Annotated in this window: 15 protein-coding genes and 3 tRNA genes; 9 read left to right on the top strand and 9 right to left on the bottom strand. The window is 55.3% G+C overall.

Annotated elements, in window-relative coordinates; genetic code table 11:
• Positions 1-264: 264 nt before the first annotated feature.
• On the top strand, positions 265-2,889 hold the full coding sequence (locus ACXAIA_RS13195; protein WP_475349727.1) for a bifunctional diguanylate cyclase/phosphodiesterase: 2,625 nt from the start codon (positions 265-267) through the stop codon (positions 2,887-2,889).
• An 81-nt stretch (positions 2,890-2,970) separates the two neighbouring features.
• Here ACXAIA_RS13195 and mgtE read toward each other — a convergent pair whose 3' ends face one another.
• The 5 genes from mgtE to ACXAIA_RS13170 all read right to left on the bottom strand — a co-directional run bounded on the left by mgtE (position 2,971) and on the right by ACXAIA_RS13170 (position 9,569).
• Entirely contained in the window at positions 2,971-4,374 is a 1,404-nt protein-coding gene (gene mgtE, locus ACXAIA_RS13190) for a magnesium transporter (protein WP_475349726.1), read from the bottom strand.
• 178 nt (positions 4,375-4,552) lie between these two features.
• On the bottom strand, positions 4,553-6,844 hold the full coding sequence (locus tag ACXAIA_RS13185) for an NADP-dependent malic enzyme (protein ID WP_475349725.1): 2,292 nt from the start codon (positions 6,842-6,844) through the stop codon (positions 4,553-4,555).
• Positions 6,845-7,144: 300 nt separating this feature from the next.
• Positions 7,145-8,041 carry a class I SAM-dependent methyltransferase gene (locus ACXAIA_RS13180; RefSeq protein ID WP_475344653.1) on the bottom strand — a complete coding sequence of 299 codons (897 nt, stop codon included), beginning with the start codon at positions 8,039-8,041 and terminating at the stop codon, positions 7,145-7,147.
• The gene (locus ACXAIA_RS13175) at positions 8,038-9,240 is read right to left on the bottom strand and encodes an N-acyl amino acid synthase FeeM domain-containing protein (RefSeq protein WP_475349724.1); all 1,203 of its coding nucleotides are present in this window, start codon (positions 9,238-9,240) and stop codon (positions 8,038-8,040) included. Before ACXAIA_RS13175 ends, ACXAIA_RS13180 begins: the two co-directional genes overlap by 4 nt.
• A gap of 241 nt (positions 9,241-9,481) precedes the next feature.
• A tRNA-Leu gene (locus ACXAIA_RS13170) sits at positions 9,482-9,569 on the bottom strand.
• A gap of 116 nt (positions 9,570-9,685) precedes the next feature.
• Between ACXAIA_RS13170 and lipB the strand changes: the two genes are divergently transcribed.
• The 3 genes from lipB to ACXAIA_RS13155 all read left to right on the top strand — a co-directional run bounded on the left by lipB (position 9,686) and on the right by ACXAIA_RS13155 (position 12,243).
• Positions 9,686-10,336, top strand: a complete 651-nt coding sequence (lipB, locus tag ACXAIA_RS13165) for a lipoyl(octanoyl) transferase LipB (RefSeq protein ID WP_475349723.1) — start codon at positions 9,686-9,688, stop codon at positions 10,334-10,336.
• A 34-nt stretch (positions 10,337-10,370) separates the two neighbouring features.
• Positions 10,371-11,402 (top strand): diguanylate cyclase, encoded by a 1,032-nt coding sequence (locus tag ACXAIA_RS13160; RefSeq protein WP_475349722.1) that lies wholly within the window; start codon positions 10,371-10,373, stop codon positions 11,400-11,402.
• A gap of 301 nt (positions 11,403-11,703) precedes the next feature.
• Positions 11,704-12,243 (top strand): hypothetical protein, encoded by a 540-nt coding sequence (locus ACXAIA_RS13155; RefSeq protein ID WP_475344644.1) that lies wholly within the window; start codon positions 11,704-11,706, stop codon positions 12,241-12,243.
• A 347-nt stretch (positions 12,244-12,590) separates the two neighbouring features.
• On the opposite strand, the gene ACXAIA_RS13150 is transcribed toward ACXAIA_RS13155, so the two are convergent.
• Positions 12,591-12,896: a DUF4169 family protein gene (locus ACXAIA_RS13150; RefSeq protein ID WP_475344641.1), complete on the bottom strand. Its 306-nt coding sequence runs from the start codon at positions 12,894-12,896 to the stop codon at positions 12,591-12,593.
• A 118-nt stretch (positions 12,897-13,014) separates the two neighbouring features.
• Positions 13,015-14,139: an OmpA family protein gene (locus ACXAIA_RS13145; RefSeq protein ID WP_475349721.1), complete on the bottom strand. Its 1,125-nt coding sequence runs from the start codon at positions 14,137-14,139 to the stop codon at positions 13,015-13,017.
• Positions 14,140-14,476: 337 nt separating this feature from the next.
• Here ACXAIA_RS13145 and ACXAIA_RS13140 point away from each other — a divergent pair.
• From ACXAIA_RS13140 to ACXAIA_RS13130, 3 genes are all read left to right on the top strand, one after another.
• Positions 14,477-14,553 (top strand) — tRNA-Arg (locus tag ACXAIA_RS13140).
• Positions 14,554-14,607: 54 nt separating this feature from the next.
• Positions 14,608-14,684 (top strand) — tRNA-Arg (locus ACXAIA_RS13135).
• 172 nt (positions 14,685-14,856) lie between these two features.
• On the top strand, positions 14,857-15,378 hold the full coding sequence (locus ACXAIA_RS13130; RefSeq protein ID WP_475349720.1) for a glycine cleavage system transcriptional repressor: 522 nt from the start codon (positions 14,857-14,859) through the stop codon (positions 15,376-15,378).
• Here ACXAIA_RS13130 and ACXAIA_RS13125 read toward each other — a convergent pair whose 3' ends face one another.
• Positions 15,379-16,470 (bottom strand): GGDEF domain-containing protein, encoded by a 1,092-nt coding sequence (locus ACXAIA_RS13125; protein ID WP_475349719.1) that lies wholly within the window; start codon positions 16,468-16,470, stop codon positions 15,379-15,381.
• Between the two features lie 459 nt (positions 16,471-16,929).
• Between ACXAIA_RS13125 and ACXAIA_RS13120 the strand changes: the two genes are divergently transcribed.
• Positions 16,930-17,916 (top strand): HpcH/HpaI aldolase/citrate lyase family protein, encoded by a 987-nt coding sequence (locus tag ACXAIA_RS13120; protein WP_475349718.1) that lies wholly within the window; start codon positions 16,930-16,932, stop codon positions 17,914-17,916.
• A gap of 92 nt (positions 17,917-18,008) precedes the next feature.
• Here ACXAIA_RS13120 and ACXAIA_RS13115 read toward each other — a convergent pair whose 3' ends face one another.
• Positions 18,009-19,031 carry a zinc-binding alcohol dehydrogenase family protein gene (locus ACXAIA_RS13115; RefSeq protein ID WP_475349717.1) on the bottom strand — a complete coding sequence of 341 codons (1,023 nt, stop codon included), beginning with the start codon at positions 19,029-19,031 and terminating at the stop codon, positions 18,009-18,011.
• A gap of 187 nt (positions 19,032-19,218) precedes the next feature.
• Between ACXAIA_RS13115 and ACXAIA_RS13110 the strand changes: the two genes are divergently transcribed.
• Positions 19,219-19,587: a winged helix-turn-helix transcriptional regulator gene (locus ACXAIA_RS13110; RefSeq protein WP_475349716.1), complete on the top strand. Its 369-nt coding sequence runs from the start codon at positions 19,219-19,221 to the stop codon at positions 19,585-19,587.
• Positions 19,588-19,623: the final 36 nt, after the last annotated feature.

Raw genomic sequence — 19,623 nt, 5'->3', positions numbered from 1 at the left:
CAAACCGCCGTCAAAACCCTGTCGCGAAATGCTTTTTGCGCCTTGCCGACAAAAATTATTCCGTAAATGAAGGCGACCAACCCCTTAAAGTCGTGTAAGAATATTACCATAAGATAAGGATAGCGGTTTCTGGCCAGCAAAATGTCGTTGCCGCTTCACGCATCTGCACCAGATTGTTCAATCAACGGATGGTTGCTGGCGATTGCAGACTTGCACACAACCTGATCGGGGAGGATCAGGCAAAGTCGCTGTGTTGGGGGAGAGATGGAAGAAGAAACAAAGCACGCAGAGGAAAACGCATCCAAGCAATCGTCCCGCCTGAAAAAGCGGGCCTTGGCGGCTGGTTTCCTGACGGCTGCTTTCTTCGTATCGGTTACTTTCTTTATCTGGCAAACCGTTCAGAATGACCGGCGGGCGATCCTGCAATCTGCCGGTCAGATCACGGCAAATGCCGTCGCCCAGCAGATCAAGGCGATTGTGAACAACAATCTGGCCGTGCTTGAAAACTTTGCCGACAATTGGCAGGGCGGCCCGCCAGAAGACGAACGCGAATATCTTTCGGTCGCAACCCCTCTGCAAAGCCGCTTCCCCGCCCTTCAGGCGATCAACTGGATAACGCCGAATTACATCATTCTTTATGTTGCCCCGATCAAGGGCAATGTACCGGCCATGGGGGCCGACCTGAAACGCCACCCGGTTGCTGGCCCGGTGCTTGATATCGCACTTGATCAGCGCCGCACTCAGATCACCCCGACGCTTGAGCTGATGCAGGGCGGACGGGGTTTTACGGCCTATAGCCCGGTTTTGGGGCGAAACGGCGAGATTATCGGCATTATTAACGGGGCGTTTCGCGTTCGCTCCTTGCTGGCGTCTGTGATCAATACCGAACAGGTCGAAGATTACAGCGTGCGTGTGCGCGAAGGTGACACCGTCCTGTTTGAAATCCGTGGCGAGGGGGATGACGAAACCCTGCAGCGCACCGTCGCCTTTGATGTGGTCGGGCGCCAGTGGCAGGTCGATGTTATCGCCGATCCGAAACTGGCACACAGCACGATCAACCCCGAACTGGTTCTGATTTTCGGGGCCTTTACCACGGTGTTGTTCACCGTCGTCGTCTTCTTGCTGGCCAACCGGCAGAAAACCGCGTTGCGCCGCACAGTGCATCACATCAATGCCGGCGATGACATCAATGACCTGTCGCTTTCGATTACCAAGCTTGACGGTCATCTAAAATCAATGTCACCAGAAACCGCCGATTTCTTTGACCTGCGCGAAGAGGATTACGGCTTTATCCGGTTTTATAATCTGGCACCGGAATTCCAGTCGGACGGCACAGCATCGCGCCGATCACAGGAAAAGATGTTGCTCGCAATCAATCGTGGTGACGAAGAATTGCGCGGCGAGTGGATTGTCCGCAGTGCCGAAGGCGTGCATGTGGTCTGTAACCTGGCCATGAAGCCGTCCACGACCCATTCCGATTGCGTCGACATTACCCTGCATCACAATCCGGCTGCCAATGCCTCGGTCAACCGGCTGCGCTATTTGGCAACCCATGATCCGCTGACCGGCCTTCCAAACCACGCGCTGTTTGAGGACCGGCTTAATCAGGCGGTTGCCCATGCAAAGCGCTATGAAAAGCTGCTGTCGGTTCTGGTGGTCGATATTGATAACTTCCGCGCCATCAATGACCGCTTCGGTGCCGATGTTGGCGATGAAACGCTGCGCACGATTTCGGGCCGCCTGCGCGCCACGGTGCGTGAAAAGGACACCTGTGCACGGTTCTCCGGCGATATGTTTGCCATCATCGCAACCGACCTGTCCGAGGCCGAAGGGGCCGCCTTGGTGGCTGAACGCGTGGTCGAAGCCATGTCGCAACCGATCCTGACCACCACCGGCGATGAAATCCGCCTGCATGTCAGTGTTGGTGTCGCGCTTTATCCCAATGATGCGCGTGCACCGTCGCAACTGATGGCCAACGCCGATGCCGCGATGTATCGCGCGCAGAAATCGGCGGAATCGTCTTATTGCTTCTTTGTCGAGACGATGAACAACGTCATGCATGCGCGGCTTTCGATGGAAACGCAGCTTCGGCGTGCGGTTGATGAAAAACGCTTCGTGCTTGAATATCAGCCGCGCTATCGCACATCGGATCGCAGCCTGACCGGGTTTGAAGCCCTGCTGCGCTGGATTGATGACAGCGGCAAACGCCGCCTGCCGCCTGATTTCATTGCCGTTGCCGACCGCACCGGTCTGCTTTCGCCGCTGGGTCACTGGATTATTGATACCGTATGTAAGCAGGTCGCCGACTGGCGTCAGCAGGGCTATGTCCCGGTCCCGATTGCGCTGAACGTTTCAAGCCGCCAGTTTATTCAGGCCGACCTGATCAAGAACATCACCGATCTGACCGCCGAACATGAAATCGATCCGGCGATGATCGAGATCGAGGTTTCCGAGGAAATCGCCATGCGCGATCCGGAACGCGCCCTTGGTCAGTTCTATCGATTTGCCGAGGCTGGTATTGGTCTGACGCTTGATCACTTTGCGGCGGGGAATACGTCGCTTCGCTATCTCAAACGTTTCCCGGTTCAGCGTATCAAGCTGTCAAAATCGCTGTTTAATGTCGCACTTGATGAGCAACCCGAAAACAGCGTCCTGCAACCGGCAATCCGACTGTGTAAAAGCCTGAACCGCAAGGTCGTCGCTGTCGGTGTCGAGACAGAGGAACAGATGGCCTCCCTGCAGGCGGCCGAATGTGACGAAATGCAGGGCTTCCTGCTCTCCGCACCGCGCGATGCGGTCGACACGCTCGAACTCCTGATCAAGCAGACACCAAACCAGCTCTCCTCGAAAAGCCCGTCAGGGCCGTCAGACGACAAGAAATCCGGATAAGCAATTATTCCGAGCAAAGCAAAACCCCGCAGCCTGATCGGCACGGGGTTTTGTCTTTCAAAGATGATGCATGGTTCGTGGCTACAACAGGAAGGCCGCAGCCAACCCAAGGAAGGCAAAGAAGCCAACCACATCGGTAATGGTCGTCAGAAACACCGACGATGACACCGCCGGGTCGATCCCGGCCCGCTCCAGACCAAGCGGGATTAGCGCCCCGAACAGTCCGGCAAACAGCAGGTTAATGATCATCGCAACCCCAATGACACCGCCAAGCAGCACATCATCAAACCACAGCCAGGTCACGGCCCCGGACAAGACCGCAAAGGCCAACCCGTTCAGGCCGCATACCGCAACTTCCTTACGGATGACGCGCCATGCGTTGGTGCTGGAAAGTTCACGCGTTGCAATGGCGCGCACCGCAACGGTCAACGTCTGGGTACCGGCATTGCCGCCCATGGAAGCGACAATCGGCATCAAAACCGCCAGCGCCACCAGCTTTTCAATCGTGCCTTCAAACAGCCCGATGACAAGAGACGCCATAATCGCGGTCCCAAGATTAACCAGAAGCCACGTAAAGCGTGACCGGGTCGTGGCCAGAATGGCACTTGAAAGGTCATCCTCCTCGCCGACACCGGCAAGGCGCATCATGTCTTCTTCGTATTCCTCGTCAATAACGTCAACAACGTCATCGACCGTGATCACACCGACCAGACGCCCATTGTCATCGACAACCGGGGCAGAAATCAGGTCGCGCTGACGGAACAGATGGGCGACGTTTTCCTGTTCCTCGGTCACGACGACCGTGCGCATTTCTTCCGATTCCATGACGTCGCGGATCAGCACCGGGCGATTGGTGCGGATGACGCGTGACAGCGGCACAATCCCGACCGGGCTGTAGCGCGGATCGACAACGATGATGTCATAAAAATCTTCCGGCAGGCTTTTGGCCGAACGCAGGAAATCAATCGTTTGCCCGACCGACCAGTAATCCGGGATCGCCACCAGCTCGCGCTGCATGATACGACCGGCGGTATATTCTGGATAGGACAGCGCCTCTTCAACCCGCGCTCGCTCGATATCGGAAAGCGCGCCAAGAAGCTCGCGCTGCTCATCCTCGTCAAAGTCCTCAATGACCTCGACAACGTCATCCGAATCAAGTTCGGTGATCGCCTCGGCCACGACTTCGGTGCCGAGAAGCCCAATGACTTCTTCGCGCAGTTCGTCATCAAGTTCAGTGAGGAATTCCGGATCAAAATCCGGACGGATTAGATCAACAAGCTGTTCACGCTGGTTGGAGCTGGCCCAACCCAGCAAATCGGCGATATCGGCAAAATGCAGTTCCGCCAGAAGGTCGGCTGCCTTGTTGCCCTCTTCCTCGCCAAGGGCATCAAAAACTTCGCGGGCATATTCGGGAGTAAGGTCGACATATTCATCGCCGGAAGACGTATCCGCCGAACGGTCGAGTTCTTCGACTTGACCTGTCATCTGCCCCTCCCTGAATTAATGCGCTGCCGCTGTTTCCTGCAAAATATCAAACGCCGTGCCAGGCTTTTGGTTCCAATGCCCGACACGGCTGTTTCTGCGCCATCCCATGGCCCCGGTCAAGAGCCCGATGGCAGATCCCCACCCCGCCCCGCAATCGGGACATGGGCGGGATCAGGTTTTACTGGCCTTCCTGATTGCGCGTCACGGCATCAACCACGGCAATCGCCGTCATATTGACAATGCCACGCACGGTAATCGACGGGCTGACAACGTGGGCAGACTTGGCCGCACCAACCAAAATCGGCCCGACCGGAAGCCCATCGCCCAACATTTTGACCATGTTATAGGAGATGTTGGCCGCATCAAGCGTCGGCATGACCAGAAGGTTGGCCGAACCGCTCAGCATCGAGTGCGGGAAAATCCTGTCACGGATCGGCTGGGAAATCGCCGCATCCGCATGCATTTCCCCTTCGATCTCAAGATCGGGTGCCTGCGTTCTGATCAGTTGAAGTGCATCGCGCATCTTGCACGCCGACTTGTTCTCGTGGCTGCCGAAGTTGGAATGCGAAATCAGCGCGGCCTTTGGCGTAATGCCGAAACGCTTGACCACGTCTGCTGCCATGATGGCGGTTTCTGCCACATGTTCCGGCGTCGGATCCACCGACACATAGGTATCGGTCAGGAAGAACGTGCCCTGCTTCATGATCATCATATTGACGGTCGAGAAGTCGGTGACACCCTTGCGCAGGCCCACAAGATTGCGGACATAGCGCAGATGACGCAGGAAGCCGCCCTGACAGCCGCACAACATTGCATCGACTTCCCCACGACGCAGCATCAGGGCCGCAATCACGGTCGGACGGGTACGGACAATCGCACGGGCATATTCCGGGTTGATCCCGCGACGGCCCATGATGTTATGGAAGTCCTGCCAATCCTGTTCGAAATGCGGATTGTCATCGGGATCATGGATTTCGATCTGTTCATCCGGCACCAGACGCAGGCCAAGCTCGGTAATCCGTTCAAGGATGACTTCACGACGGCCAATCAGGACCGGATGGCAAATGCCATCATCGACAAGCACCTGACAGGCCTGAAGCACACGACGCGATTCGCCTTCGGGATAAACCACGCGTTTCTTGTGCGACCGCGCCACATCAAAGACCGGCTTCATGACAAGGCCGGAACGGAAGACGAAACCTTCCAGTTGCTGACGATATTCGTCAAAATCCTCGATCGGGCGTTTGGCCACACCGCTATCCATGGCTGCCTTGGCAACACGCGGCGGAATTTCCAGCATCAGGCGCGGATCAAACGGCTTCGGGATCAGATATTCTGGCCCGAATTTAAGCTCTTCCCCGCCATACGCAGTTGCCACCACGTCGGAAACTTCCGCCTTGGCAAGGTCGGCAATCGCCTCGACCGCAGCGATTTTCATTTCCTCGTTGATCTCGGTCGCGCCAACATCAAGCGCACCGCGGAACAGGAAAGGGAAACAAAGCACGTTATTGACCTGGTTTGGGTAGTCCGTCCGGCCGGTCGCCATGACGGCATCCGGGCGGATTTCCTTGACCAGTTCCGGGGAAACTTCCGGGGTCGGGTTGGCCAACGCCATGATGATCGGGCCTTCGCCCATCTTGCGCAGCTCATCCTCGCCCATCACGTTCGGCGCCGAAAGACCCAGGAAGATATCCGCCCCCTCGATCACATCGCTTAAGGTACGCGCGTTGGTTTCAATCGCGTATTCGGCCTTCCACGGGTCCATTTCCTCGGCCCGGCCCTTATAGACAACACCAAACCGGTCGGTGACCGTGATGTTGTGCTTGGGCAGCCCCATGGACACCAGAAGGTTAAGGCACGCCAATGCCGCTGCGCCAGCCCCCGATGCCACAAGGCGGACCTTGTTGATATCCTTGCCGGTCACACGCAGACCATTGAGGACCGCAGCGGCCACACAAATCGCCGTACCATGCTGGTCATCATGGAAAATCGGAATGTTGCAGCGTTCGCGCAGTGCCTTCTCGATGATGAAGCATTCCGGCGCCTTAATGTCTTCGAGGTTAACACCCCCGAAAGTCGGCTCAAGTGCTGCAACGATATCGATGAATTTTTCCGGGTCGGTTTCGTTCACTTCAAGATCGAAGACATCGATATTGGCGAACTTCTTGAACAGAACCGCCTTGCCTTCCATCACTGGCTTGGAGGCCAGCGGGCCAATCGGCCCCAGCCCCAGCACCGCCGTGCCGTTGGAAATCACCCCGACCAGGTTACCGCGCGCAGTGTAATCGACTGCGGTATCGGGGTTTTTGACGATTTCCTCACACGCAAACGCAACGCCCGGCGAATAGGCAAGCGCCAGGTCACGCTGGTTGGCAAGGGTGGTGGTTGCCGTTACGGACAATTTCCCCGGGGTGGGATACCGGTGATAGTCCAAAGCTGCTTCGCGCAGCTTGTCATTTCTATTTGCCATTATAATACCTTTGATTTCAGGTATTTACATAAATTAACCGTAAATCGGTTAAATCCTGATAATTCACTCTAGCGGGACAGGCAGACTAATTCAGTTTTTGTCGCGATTGAAGCATTCAGTTCACATCAAATCAGTGGGCAGCATTGCACAATTCTCAATGCCGTACTTCACAACAAACCAAATACGACGCCCACCGGACACAGTCAGTACTGGTCCGACAATACAATCTCGGCATTCGCTGGTTGATCATTGTAAGGCATATGGGGTGGGACCAAAAACGAAAAACCCGGTTGGCTAAACTTATTGAAACTCGGCCATTGCAACATATTCACCATGATGCAAGCGCGGCTGACGGCCTGATCGTAGGTAGCGACTTTTAAATTCCTCTGTCGCATCAATCGAATGCAAAGCACATCCCTGTTTTCCAAGAAACGCCCCCAAGCGCGGTGCCTCCATCGACCATTTGATAGGCTCACCAATCAGTTTAAGATACAGGAACAACGCAAGCCGCGTATTGTTGCGCGGGCTTTCACGCGGCTCAAGTGCCGTAAACAGAAACTGGGTCCCCACACCAGTAAGATTGCGTATGGACTGAAACATATGCGTTATCTCGTCCTCAGTCAGATACATGGTCACCCCCTCACTGATGAAAAGGGTCGGACGGCTACTGTCAAACGCGGCAAAACCTTGTAATCGGCTTTCGATGTTCTGATGCGTAAAATCGACACTCAGATAAGACAGTTTTGCCTGATCAGTGGAAACAGCATCCGCCTGATCAAAGGCATTTTCTTTGAACTTCTGGGTATCGGGATGGTCGATTTCGATGAAATTCACATCGGCAAACTCGCGCGACAACCGATATGCCAGACTGTCAAATCCCGCACCAAGGCTGATCACCTGCGTCACCCCAGCGGCAATTGCTTCGCGTGTTTTTTCTTCGATGCACCGCTTGCGCAAAATGTAATGCAGCGTAATGCCCGGCAGAAAGATGAACTCGCGAATGGCTGTTTTGATCCTGATTGCAGGCTTGTCCAACTCTGCCAACCGTTTGCGGCCTTCGTCGGACGCCAGCAGAACCTGTTCGCCCAGGCGATACATTTCATCTGGCACCAGATACCGGTGTTCGGTGCATTTCGCGATATAGATCAGCCCCTGCAAAACCGTATAGGCTGTCGAGCTTGCGGTGTTTTCCTTCAAGAGTCCCTGCCTTCAAAAAAGGTGATCTGATGTTTGGAATATTCCAGCTTGTTTTCTGCCTGAAGCTTATCAAGGAAACGCTCTGCCTCTTCCAATGAGGCGCGCGACATATCGGCAAATTCCTGCACGGTCATTTTGGAGCGCAAAATATCAGGGTTCCGAACATCTTCGACCGCCGTTCTGCGCAGCATTTCGGCGAAATAGCTCAAACGCTCGTCCAAAGAGGCGTAGGCATAGATCATGCTCAGGTTGTTTGCGTCCCGAAGACGCGCAGCAAGAACCTGCATCAGGTCTTTCAGCCGCGTTGGATCCTCATAGCTTTTATCCCAGAACACATCGCGATTGATTACAACCAATTCGGTATTACGGCTCGCAACAGCCGTTGCGGATCGTTCGGAACTGTCGATCAGTGAAAGCTCGCCGAACATATCGCCTGGTCCCAGCCGCGCCAGATAGAGCGTTTTGTCCGCAGCTTCATGAAAGCAGGTGATATCAACACTCCCCGTGGTGATCAGATACGCTTCGTCGCCAGGCTCCCCCTGGGAAAATATTTTGGTCCCCTTGTCGACCAGATACCAGGTAAAGCACCCGCTGAACTGTTCCAGCAGGTCTTTTTTCTCCCGGAACATGCCAAACGCCCAGCGATACATTGACGCCATCGTCGTTGCAAAGGGCGATATGTTAACCCCAAAGTCCCCCATCGGCACCGGCGAGGACAACCTTTCCCACCCCAGCCGCTCATAGATGCCGGCTGTCTCATCATTCACCGTCGCAACAATATGGGTAACCCCGAACATGTGACCGATATCAACAGCCATCCGCAGAAGCCCCGCAAACACATTGCGACGATTGCGCCACTCTGCTGCAATCGCAAGCATCCCGGCACTGGCAAAGATCGGCTGGCTCCGACCAGCAGCCTGTTCCTCTGCGGCAATGCGTTCCCGGTAAGGTGTGAAATCATAAGTGTGATCTGATGGCAGCTTAAGTGCGGTATCCAGATTGACCCGGATCGTCGCGATTGGCACGCCATCGTTATAAGCGATAATGTTGGCAACCGACGGAATGGCGTCGAATACATCGACGATTGCATCATCATATTCTTCGGCAAATCGCCCTAACTCGGAATAGACCTGATAACGTAACCGATAAACATCACTCAGTTCTTGTTCGGTTTCGGCAAGTTTTATTCTGATAGACATCGTATCGCCTTCACGCCTTCGCTATCCCGATGGCCTTATCGTGGGCAACCGCAAGAGGCTATGGCAACACCGACTGAAAGGACATGGAACTTCCTTTTGTACCGACCTTCACACCAATACGTGCCCAACAATAGCCATAACCATAGGTTACACAATCAAATTTTGTGATGTTTGGACCGCGCGCTGCAAAGACATGCCGGAATCAAAAAAGCCCTCCCTTGAAAATAAGGGAAGGCCTTTTTGGTGCGGTCGAGAAGACTCGAACTTCCACGGGCTATTAACCCACAGCGACCTCAACGCTGCGCGTCTACCAATTCCGCCACGACCGCATATATATGTCAACAAGCCCTTGAGGTACTGAAGCGGGCTTGCCTTGGCGCGGAAAGGGAGATAGCAAATTGGTATCCCCTGATCAAGGGCTCATTTCACTTATTTGACAGGAAAAATGCAAAGCAACGCCCCAACCGCGCAAAACCCCGAGTGGCGCACCACCTCCGGGTTGGTTTCCTACCCCGAAGCCCTTGCCGAAATGGAAGCCCGCACCGAAGCGATAAATGCCGGCGAAGCCCATGAACTTGTTTGGTTTCTTGAACATCCCCCGCTTTATACAGCGGGCACCAGCGCGCATGTCGAAGACCTTGTCGACCCGGATCGCTTTCCGGTCTATGACGCGGGCCGTGGTGGGCAATATACCTATCACGGGCCGGGTCAGCGCACTGTTTACCTGATGCTGGACCTCAAGAATCGTGGGCGCGATGTCCGCGCCTATGTCCATAATCTTGAAGAATGGGTGATTCGCACACTGGCGCTGCTTGGCATTACGGGCGAACGTCGGGATGGCCGTGTCGGCATCTGGGTCGTGCGCGATGATGGTCGCGAAGACAAGATCGCCGCCATTGGCGTGCGTGTGCGCCGCTGGGTGACCTTCCACGGCATTGCAATCAATGTCGCCCCCGACCTGTCACATTTTGGTGGGATCGTCCCCTGTGGCATTTCCGATCATGGTGTCACCAGCCTGAAGGACCTTGGCGTCGACATCCCTATGGCGCAGCTCGATCGCCTGTTAAAACAAACCTTTGATGAAATCTTTTCGTAAACACGATCCCTGAAACGGATCCGGGGCCATTCGCATGAGTGACACGTCGCAACCGGCCAAGGCTGACCCTGCCCTGGCAAAGCCAACCACCGGCAAGTCCAGGGGCCACAAGATGCCCGAAAGCGTTGCTGATGGCGGGATGGCCGATGCCGAACGCGACATCCTGGCCGAACTCGACAAGGCGCTTGGCGAACATGTGGCCCTTTTGCTGCGCTGGAACCGCAAACTCGCCCTGCCGGATTCGCCCGCCGGTCCCGATCCCGATACGGACGATGACGATCATGATTGCGATTTCGGGTCCTGGTATGCGCTTAATCGCCATAACCGGCTGATTGACCAACCCGCCATGCATGCGCTGGCCGCGACCCATCAACAATTGCACGATTCGGCCAAGCGGCTTTTATCGGCGCGCGAAGTTGACGGCGAAGTCGATTCGGCCGAATTCGACATGATGGCGCTGCGTGCAGAATCCTTCTTTGCCCAGCTCCGTCGCCTTGAACGCGCTTTCAGAACCGCACGTTCGGATGTTGACCCTCTCACGGGCACCTATAACCGGCAAACCATGATGGGTGATCTGAATTCCGAACGGGAACGCGCGATCCGGACCCAAGTCCCCACCGCCATTGCATTGGTCGATCTCGATCACTTCAAATCGGTCAATGACACCTATGGCCACCAGGCAGGCGACATTGTCCTGCAATCGGTGGCGGGCATCCTGCAATCGCATGTCCGCCCGTTCGATAAGGTTTATCGTTATGGCGGGGAGGAATTCCTGATCTGCCTGCCCAATGCCGATATGAAGCAATGTGCGCGTGTGCTTGAACGCCTGCGTCGTGTGATCGAGGCATCACCGGTCACCATCAGCGATGAGACGGTTCTGCCCGTCACCGCCTCGATTGGGGCCGCCCCGATGACCAAAAGCCGCACGACCGAGCAAATCATCGAAAAGGCCGACAAAGCCCTTTATGCCGCCAAGGAAGGCGGTCGCAATCGCGTGCGCGTCTGGCGCAACCCGGATGGCAAGACGGCCTCCACGGCGTCAAAACCGGGCAAGGATGCGACCTGATCGGCGCACTACCATCCACACAATCCCCATCTGAACACAGATCGCGAAAATTTTTCCCCAAGCGTCATTGCAGCGCAGCACCCTTAATCTGTGGCGGATTTCAATTTATTAGCCGGGAAAAGTGTTTTTGTTCACTGCGAAGAACAAAAAATTCCGCATAAGCGAAATCTTGTCTTCACAAGTTGGAAACATATCTGCAAACTATAATAACAATAAGGCAGCCGGGTTTATAAACCCATGAGAGAGAAAAACGCTGCCGACTTGGGAGGGAATTCGTTTAGACCCGAACGGAGGCCCATGAATGTCCAGTTCTATGGATTTCGCGCCCGGCGATCCCGCCTTGATGCTGACCGTACTTCGTAGCGCCGAGGCAAATCTTGATCGCAGCATGTTGCTGCGCCGTGTCTTATCCCTTTTTTGCACTGATGATGACGGCAACCAGGTTGCCATCGAAGACGGCCCGGACCTGCAGCGCCGTATCGACAGTGCCATTGCCCACCTCAAACTGGCCGGACTTATCCGCATGACGGCTGGTGACGAACTTTCGATCACCTCGCTTGGCTCTGCCATGATGATGGCCTACCCGATGGGCATTGATGATGGCGTGCTCTGCTCCCTGCCGGCATTCCGCAACAGCATCTATGAAACCCACGCCCCCGTGGTTCAGGAACGCCATCTGCCGAACTCGGCCTATGGTTCGGGCTTCTCGGCGGGTATCGATGCCCACCGCCTGACTGAAAACCCCTATCCATCTGATTCCCGCGACTTTGAAGACTGGTTGATGGGCTGGGACGAGGCGCTTGATCAGGCCAAACGCGAAGCGGAAACGCTGGTGAACTGATCCCTGCACTGCCCCTTATCCAAGCGGCAATGCGACCAAAGACATGCGACCGGCACCGCAAACGTGATTTATCGGTGCTGTGATTTGAAGACCCGGCCATGCCGGTATTGCCGTGCCGCCCTGTGTAACGGCCCATGCCTGCCCGTTTGACCCGCAACGATGGCAACACGCCATTGTCACTGCGCACCAAACAAGGGCAGCGGCTTTTTGCCCCCTGATCGCAATTTCCTGAAAAATCCGCCGAAGGCCCCATCACCGCATCTGCACGTCCGCAGCGCAGCGCAACGCATGCGATGGCGACCCCGTGTGGCTTAATAATGGTTCGTGAAAAGCGCTGAGGTCAGGTCTCAGTCAGAAGAACGATCCGGGGAAAAGATCGAGACAACATTGTTTTCAACCCCCTCAGTGAACGCTGCATCTTCGGTGGGCGCTGCGTCCTCGCCTGTAGACGTTTCAAGCAAAGGCTCATCCTTGCCAGCATGGACACGCTTGTGCCCGTCATGCTTTTTATCGGCGCTCTTTCGTTCCTGCTCGGTCAAACTGCGCTCGTCACGGGTGCGACCGTGCAAAGCCCGGTTCTGATCGGCCTTGCGGGACTTTTCATCACGCTGTTTTTGTTTGCGCACCTGACGCAGATTGACGAGATCGCCCATATCACTTTCCGGGTTTCAGCCTGCCAACAGGGCAAAGCCGCAAATAAAAAACGGGTGCTTCGATTTCGCGAAGCACCCGTTAGCCGTTCTTAAAATCCCCGTTGGTGTCCAGCAGGACTTAGCGCACGAAGACGTGCACCTCGTTGGCCGAGACAGATGCGCTGGTCGCATCAGAAGCACGCACACGCGAGCTTGGCATGCCCATATCGGTCAGGGACCGAAGAACTGCCTGCGCGTTGCGCTTGGATTTGTTGGCGTTCAGCGCAACCTGCGCCGGGGTACCACGATTCGGCGTGACCGCAACCACATCAAAGCTTGCCTGCGGGCGGCGTTCCAGAACGCGGTTGACCGCGTTGTAAAGCGCCTGTTCGTATTTCACGCTTGCCGTGTCAAAGCGAATGACAACCAGCGGGCGGTCACTTGGCGTGGATGCCATGCGCTGACCGCTTGATGCCGGTGCGGCCTGCGACTGGAAAACACGCTTGGAAAGGGAATCCCCGAAGATTTCGCCATTTTTGACAGCCAGAGCCAGCGCATTAAGGTTTGCGCGCTCGGTACTTACATAAGACGTCTGACGAGCAAGGCTTTCGCTGATTTCATTGAGAAGACGGTCAATCAGCACTGTGGTGCGGTTGGTTTCGTCTTCAAGCAGCGCCAACTGACGGTGGTCTTCGTCAATCGCACCGGAAACCTGATAGGCCGAACGAACCGACTCAAGCAGGAAGGTCGACAGCGTGCTGTCGGCAGCAACCTTGTTGGCCAGCGAGTTCAGCGCGGCGATATCATCGTTTACACGATCAAGTTCGCCTTGCGCAGTGTTCCACTGCTGCACCAGAACCGGGTTACCCGGCGTGGTGCCGACTTGCAGACGTGCACTGATCGCAGCCACAGTACCGTGATAGGCCTGCGAATGCGCAACTGTCTGTGCACGAAGCTGCTGTAATTCATTGTTATGCTGGTTCAAAGCCGCCTTAAGACGGTTGAGTTCCTGCTGCATGTTCTCGACTTTGGAACCGACAAAGGTTCCGGTCTGAGACACACCGGTCAGCGGTTCCGTGCTTGCAGCAGCGGTATAGCTGGTGGTGGTGGTGTCAGCACCAGCCGGCTGAGAAGCAACGACGTTTTCCTGCGTCGTTTCCTCTTCTCCGGCGAGTGTCGGCCAAAGGGCCTCAGAAGAAAAAGAACATCCCCCCAGCATCAGGGCGGTGCCGATTACGGCGAGGTAGGTTTTACGAACGGCCATTTCGATCTATTACCTAAGTAGAAATATGCGAATCTCCCTGGGCTTGCCTTTTTATCTAGGTGAAACAAGCCCCTGCTCCCCCGGGATTGAAAGCATCTTAGTCTACGACCACTTATGGAACAAGACGCATTTGCCCCTTTTTTGCCGAGTCTTGTCCTTATTCACTTTAAACCGGACAAAGCCGGGCAAAACAGGGCCGTAGCAGTCAGGCAAACCGCGCCTTACGAAAAAATGGCAAAATTTCAAATTTACTACTTGCAATGACCAGCTCGTTTGCATAAGTTCCGCTCCGCCGACGGGGAGCAGTCCTTTGCAAACCGCCGGAAAACAAGGCAAAGCGCCCGTAGCTCAGCTGGATAGAGCATTTGACTACGAATCAAAAGGCCGGGAGTTCGAATCTTCCCGGGCGCGCCATTGAAAGGCTCGACGTTAGCGCGTCGAGCCTTTGCCTTTTATACAAGCCAAAAAGCGCCCGTAGCTCAGCTGGATAGAGCATCTGACTACGAATCAGAAGGCCGGGAGTTCGAATCTTCCCGGGCGCGCCAATCAAAGGCCCGACGTCACCGCGTCGGGCCTTTGTGCTTTTAAGCCCCTTCCCCACACAAAAGACTTGCTGTCCCGTGCCCTCAAAAGAAATGGGAACATCGAAACCGGGATGATAAGGTTTGCCAAGACCGCCCCACGAGGAAATACCGAGAAAATACAAGGAGTGCCGCGATGAAAGCCAATACCCGCATCTCAGTGTCCTGCAATGACCGCGTTGGACTGGTGTCTGACATCACCGGACGGCTTTTTGATATCGGCGCCAACCTTGGACCGACCTCGTTTGCGCTAGAAGGCGCGACGGCAAAGTTCGAAACCAGCTGCGAACTGCCCGAAGACTGCCCGATCACCGAATGTGAAACCGGCCTTCGGGAACTCGCGCTTGAAAATGCCGATATCACGGTCGAGGCCATCGCGGCTGCCCCGGAACTGACCACCGCACCGGGTGCCACCCATCTCATTGAATGTTCGGGGATTGATCAGCCGGGGTTAATCGCGCGCCTGTCGGAAATCTTTATCGAATACAACGCCAACATCGTGCGCCTGGCCGCATCCGCCACCGATGAAAAAGATGCCCGGATCTATACCCAGCGCTTTGCGGTTGCCATTCCGCCAGAACGTTCGGCCAATTGCCTGGCAACCCTTGCCAATACGGCAGGCTCGATGCGCCTTGTCTTCAAATTTGACGAGCTTTAATCAGATCACCACCCGGTTCCGGCCTGATTGCTTTGCCTGATAAAGTTTCTGGTCGGCACTTTTCAGAACCGCCCACGGATCGGTGGTGTCTTCGTCGCGTTCGCACACACCAACTGAAATGGTGACGGAAACGGATTTATTCTTGTCCGGCGGGGTGATCTTGTTGTCCGAGATCCGTTGGCGCAGGGCATCAAGCGGTTCTTGGGCGCGCTCGGACGTTCGTCCGGCAAATAGGACGGCAAATTCTTCGCCGCCATAACGATATGCCTTGCCCCCGCCGCCAACACGGGCCAGTTCACGCGCGACCTTTTTAAGGACGATATCGCCAACATCATGGCCATAGGTGTCGTTGAACTTCTTGAAGTGATCAACATCAAGCATCGCAATCGCATATTGATTGCCAAGTTCGGCCATCGCATGGCCAAGGGCACGCCGACCCGGCAATCCGGTCAGATCATCGACAAACGCCATCCGCCAGGCTTCCTGCGCCAATCCTGCCAACACCACACCGGTTGCCGCCAGATACCCATATTGAATAACGCCAGTCCCCATCACGGTGGCCACATCAATCGCAATGATCGCGCTCGCAAAGCTGGTTTCAAGCGGCTTGTGACGGATTAAAAGCAACACCACCGCAAGAACCGAAATGACCATCGCTGGATGGGGCAACGCCCCAAGCACACCCGTGCTGACAAAGAATCTGGTCTCAAGAAGCCGATAAAGGGCTGATCCAACATCAGGTTGGCCCGCAAGCATCAGCATGACAAAAATCTGCAAACCCAAAATCAGCATTCGGGCAATGCCACGCGGGTTCAAAACACCACGTTCTGCGGTAAAGCCCAGCAACAGCAGATTGATCGGGATCAGATAAAGGGTCGCAACCCGAAGGAACGCCAAACCCTCGGCCGAAATGCCCGCCCCGTTACCCACCAAAAGCCAATAACAAATCAGCAGCAACAGCATGACGAAAACCGCACGTCCGCGGTTAAACCACCAGCCAATCGCCCCGCCCAGCATCGCCAGCAAGAACGGCCCGTATCGCACAAGCCCGGCAAGTTCTGCGGGCACCAGCGTCGGAGATACGGCCAGCATAAGGCACGCCCCCATAATAAGCGCAGGCGCCAGACCGGCAGAAACAACGATGGAATAAGCGCGACGCATGGGTCGTTTAATACTACCTGCTGATAGGGACTTTCGGGCGCGCGTTTGGCCACAAACCCGATATTGTCGGTAATCTAACGACAGTCTTGTTAAGGGGCTATTGCTTTATCGGGCTTATCTCGAGTTTTTCTGAAGTACCGACCCTGTGCGTCGAAAGCACTAGAAGGATAGGTGTATTTGGGCTTGCCACCATTCGCATCCGCACCATAGATTACCCACAGGATTACTGCGACGCACAATGATCGCAGGCCACATAACTGTCACGGCGGCCACGGTACGATCCCGAAAACGGGACGCAAGAATACGCCACATGCTTCGCGCGATGATCCCTCGGCGATCCGTCGCCTGCGACGCACTGATTGAAATGACAGGTTCTGGAGAAACGTTACCATGAGCTTCACCACACCGACCCCGGCCCCGGCACGTCTGAACCGGTCCGAACTTGCCGTTCCCGGCAGCCGGATCGAACTGTTTGAAAAGGCCGCCAAATCCAAGGCCGATGCCATTTTCCTTGATCTGGAAGACGCCGTCGCGCCCAGTGACAAGGAACAGGCACGCAAAAACATCATCGCCGCGATCAACGATATCGACTGGGGCGACAAGGTTCTGTCGGTTCGTATCAACGGTCTTGATACCCATTACATGTATCGCGATGTCGTCGATGTTCTCGAACAGGCCGGTGACCGACTGGATCTGATCATGATCCCCAAGGTCGGGACCGCGGCGGATGTTTACGCCCTTGATATGATGGCAACCCAGATCGAAACCGCCAAGGGCCGCAAGAAACGCATCGGGTTTGAACTGATCATTGAAACCGCCCTTGGCATGCAAAACATCCACGAAATCGCGGCTGGTTCGCCGCGCAATGAAAGCCTGCATTTCGGTGTCGCCGATTACGCCGCCTCGACCAAGGCGATGACGACCGGCATTGGCGGCCCGAACCCGCATTACGGCGTTTTGACCGACAAGGACGGTGATAATCCGCGTGACTATCACTGGGGCGATATGTGGCATTACGCCATTGCCCGCATGGTGGTGGCGGCCCGCGCCAATGGTCTCCGGCCGATTGACGGCCCGTTTGGTGATTTCTCTGACCCGGATGGCTACCGCGCCCAAGCCGCCCGCGCCATGGTACTGGGTTGCGAAGGCAAATGGGCCATCCACCCAAGCCAGATCGCGCTATCGAACGAGGTTTATTCACCGTCCGAAGAAGAAGTCACCAAGGCCAAACGCATCCTCGAAGCCATGGAAAAGGCCCAGGTCGAAGGCTCTGGTGCCGTCGCCCTTGATGGCCGCCTGATTGACATCGCCTCGATCAAACAGGCCGAAGTCATGGTGCGTCAGGCCGAGGCCATTTCCGCACGCGACGCGGGCTAAGCCCGAAACACCAACAAAATTAGCCAAATCAGAAAGGGCCGGCGGTTTCATCCCCGGCCCTTTTCCCGTACGCCAACAACAAAGAAGCTGACTTAATCTGCAATACCGTCAAAGGTGATTTTGCCGATTGCCTTGCCACTTTCAAGCAACGCATGCGCCTTTTGCAGACTTTCCGGTGACAGAGGGCCAAAGCTTTCATTGGCGGTGTTGGTGATCGTTCCATCATCAACCAAATGGGCCACAGTCGCCAGAAGCTTGTGCTGTTCAATCATGTCAGCCGTCTGGAACATCGAACGGGTAAACATGAACTCATACGAGAAGCTCGCAGACTTGGCTTTCAAGAGATCCACATTGTGGTTTTCCGTGGCCTCGGTAATCGTCACGATCCGGCCCTGCGGGGCGATGATTTCGGCCATCACATCAAAATACTGATCGGTTTCCGAGGTGCAGAAAATGTAATCGACATTGGCAACATCAATTGCTGCCAATTCTTCATCCAGCGGATTGCGATGGTTGATGACGATATCCGCACCAAGCTTTTTAACCCAGTCAATGGTTTCCGGTCGCGATGCGGTCGTAATCACCTTAAGGCCCGCAAGCTTGGCCAACTGAATGGCGATTGACCCCACGCCACCGGCACCACCGATGATCAGGATCGATTTCGATGCGTTGACATCAATTGCGGTGCGGTCAATCAGAAGACGATCAAACATTGCTTCCCATGCCGTGATGCTCGTCAACGGCAGGGCTGCGGCGGCCGCAAAATCAAGCGACTTTGGTTTCGATGCCACAATGCGCTCATCAACCAGTTGGAACTGCGCGTTTGACCCCGACCGGGTCACATCGCCAGCATACCAAACTTCATCACCCGCACGGAACAGGGTCACATTTTCGCCAACAGCCTCGACGATACCGGCGGCGTCCCAGCCAAGCACCTTGAACTCACCATCATCCTGCTTGCCCTGGCGGACTTTGAAATCGACCGGATTAACCGCGACACCTTTTACCCGTACGAGGATGTCATGGCCCTCCGCCACCGGAATATCTGTTTCGATCTGGGTGAACAGGTCCGGGGTTTCGACCGGCGCGGATGTGTAAACACCAATGGCTTTCATTTCTGCATCCTTTTCATCAAAGGTTTGAATTGTGAATGTGAAACAAATAGACCATAATCACGATTGTGATAAGTACGCACAATTTATGCATATAGTATCAATTTGTATACTAATGTGATTTTCTGCGAAAGAAGAACCAGCATCGCGCCTTCCCCGTCGATATCGACGCCGTCAAAGGAGACACCTGATGGATATCTGCCCACCCAACAGAAGCCCTGGCTGCCCGGTTGAAGGCGCGCTTGATCTGATTGGTGGCAAGTGGAAAGGCGTTGTGATGTTCCATCTGCTTGATGGCAAAAAACGCTTTAACGAATTGCGCCGTTTGATGCCCGGGGTGACCCAGCGCATGCTGACCCGCCAGCTCCGGGAACTTGAAGGCGACGGCCTCGTCCATCGTGAAGTTTACGCCGAAGTCCCGCCGCGCGTTGAATACAGTCTGACCCAAAAGGGTGAAACACTGCGCGCAATTATTCTGGCCTTGAAGGACTGGGGCGAAACGCACGTGCCATATTATGCCATGTCAAATCACCCGCTGCCTGACAGTGAATCAGCGTAATCGGGCGTTTGGGCGAATACGCAGCACCTTTGCCCC

The organism is Thalassospira sp. ABL2_045 (genome assembly GCF_056161285.1).
The sequence above is the reverse complement of the archived record's forward strand: the minus strand, read 5'-3'. Positions and strand labels throughout refer to the sequence as shown.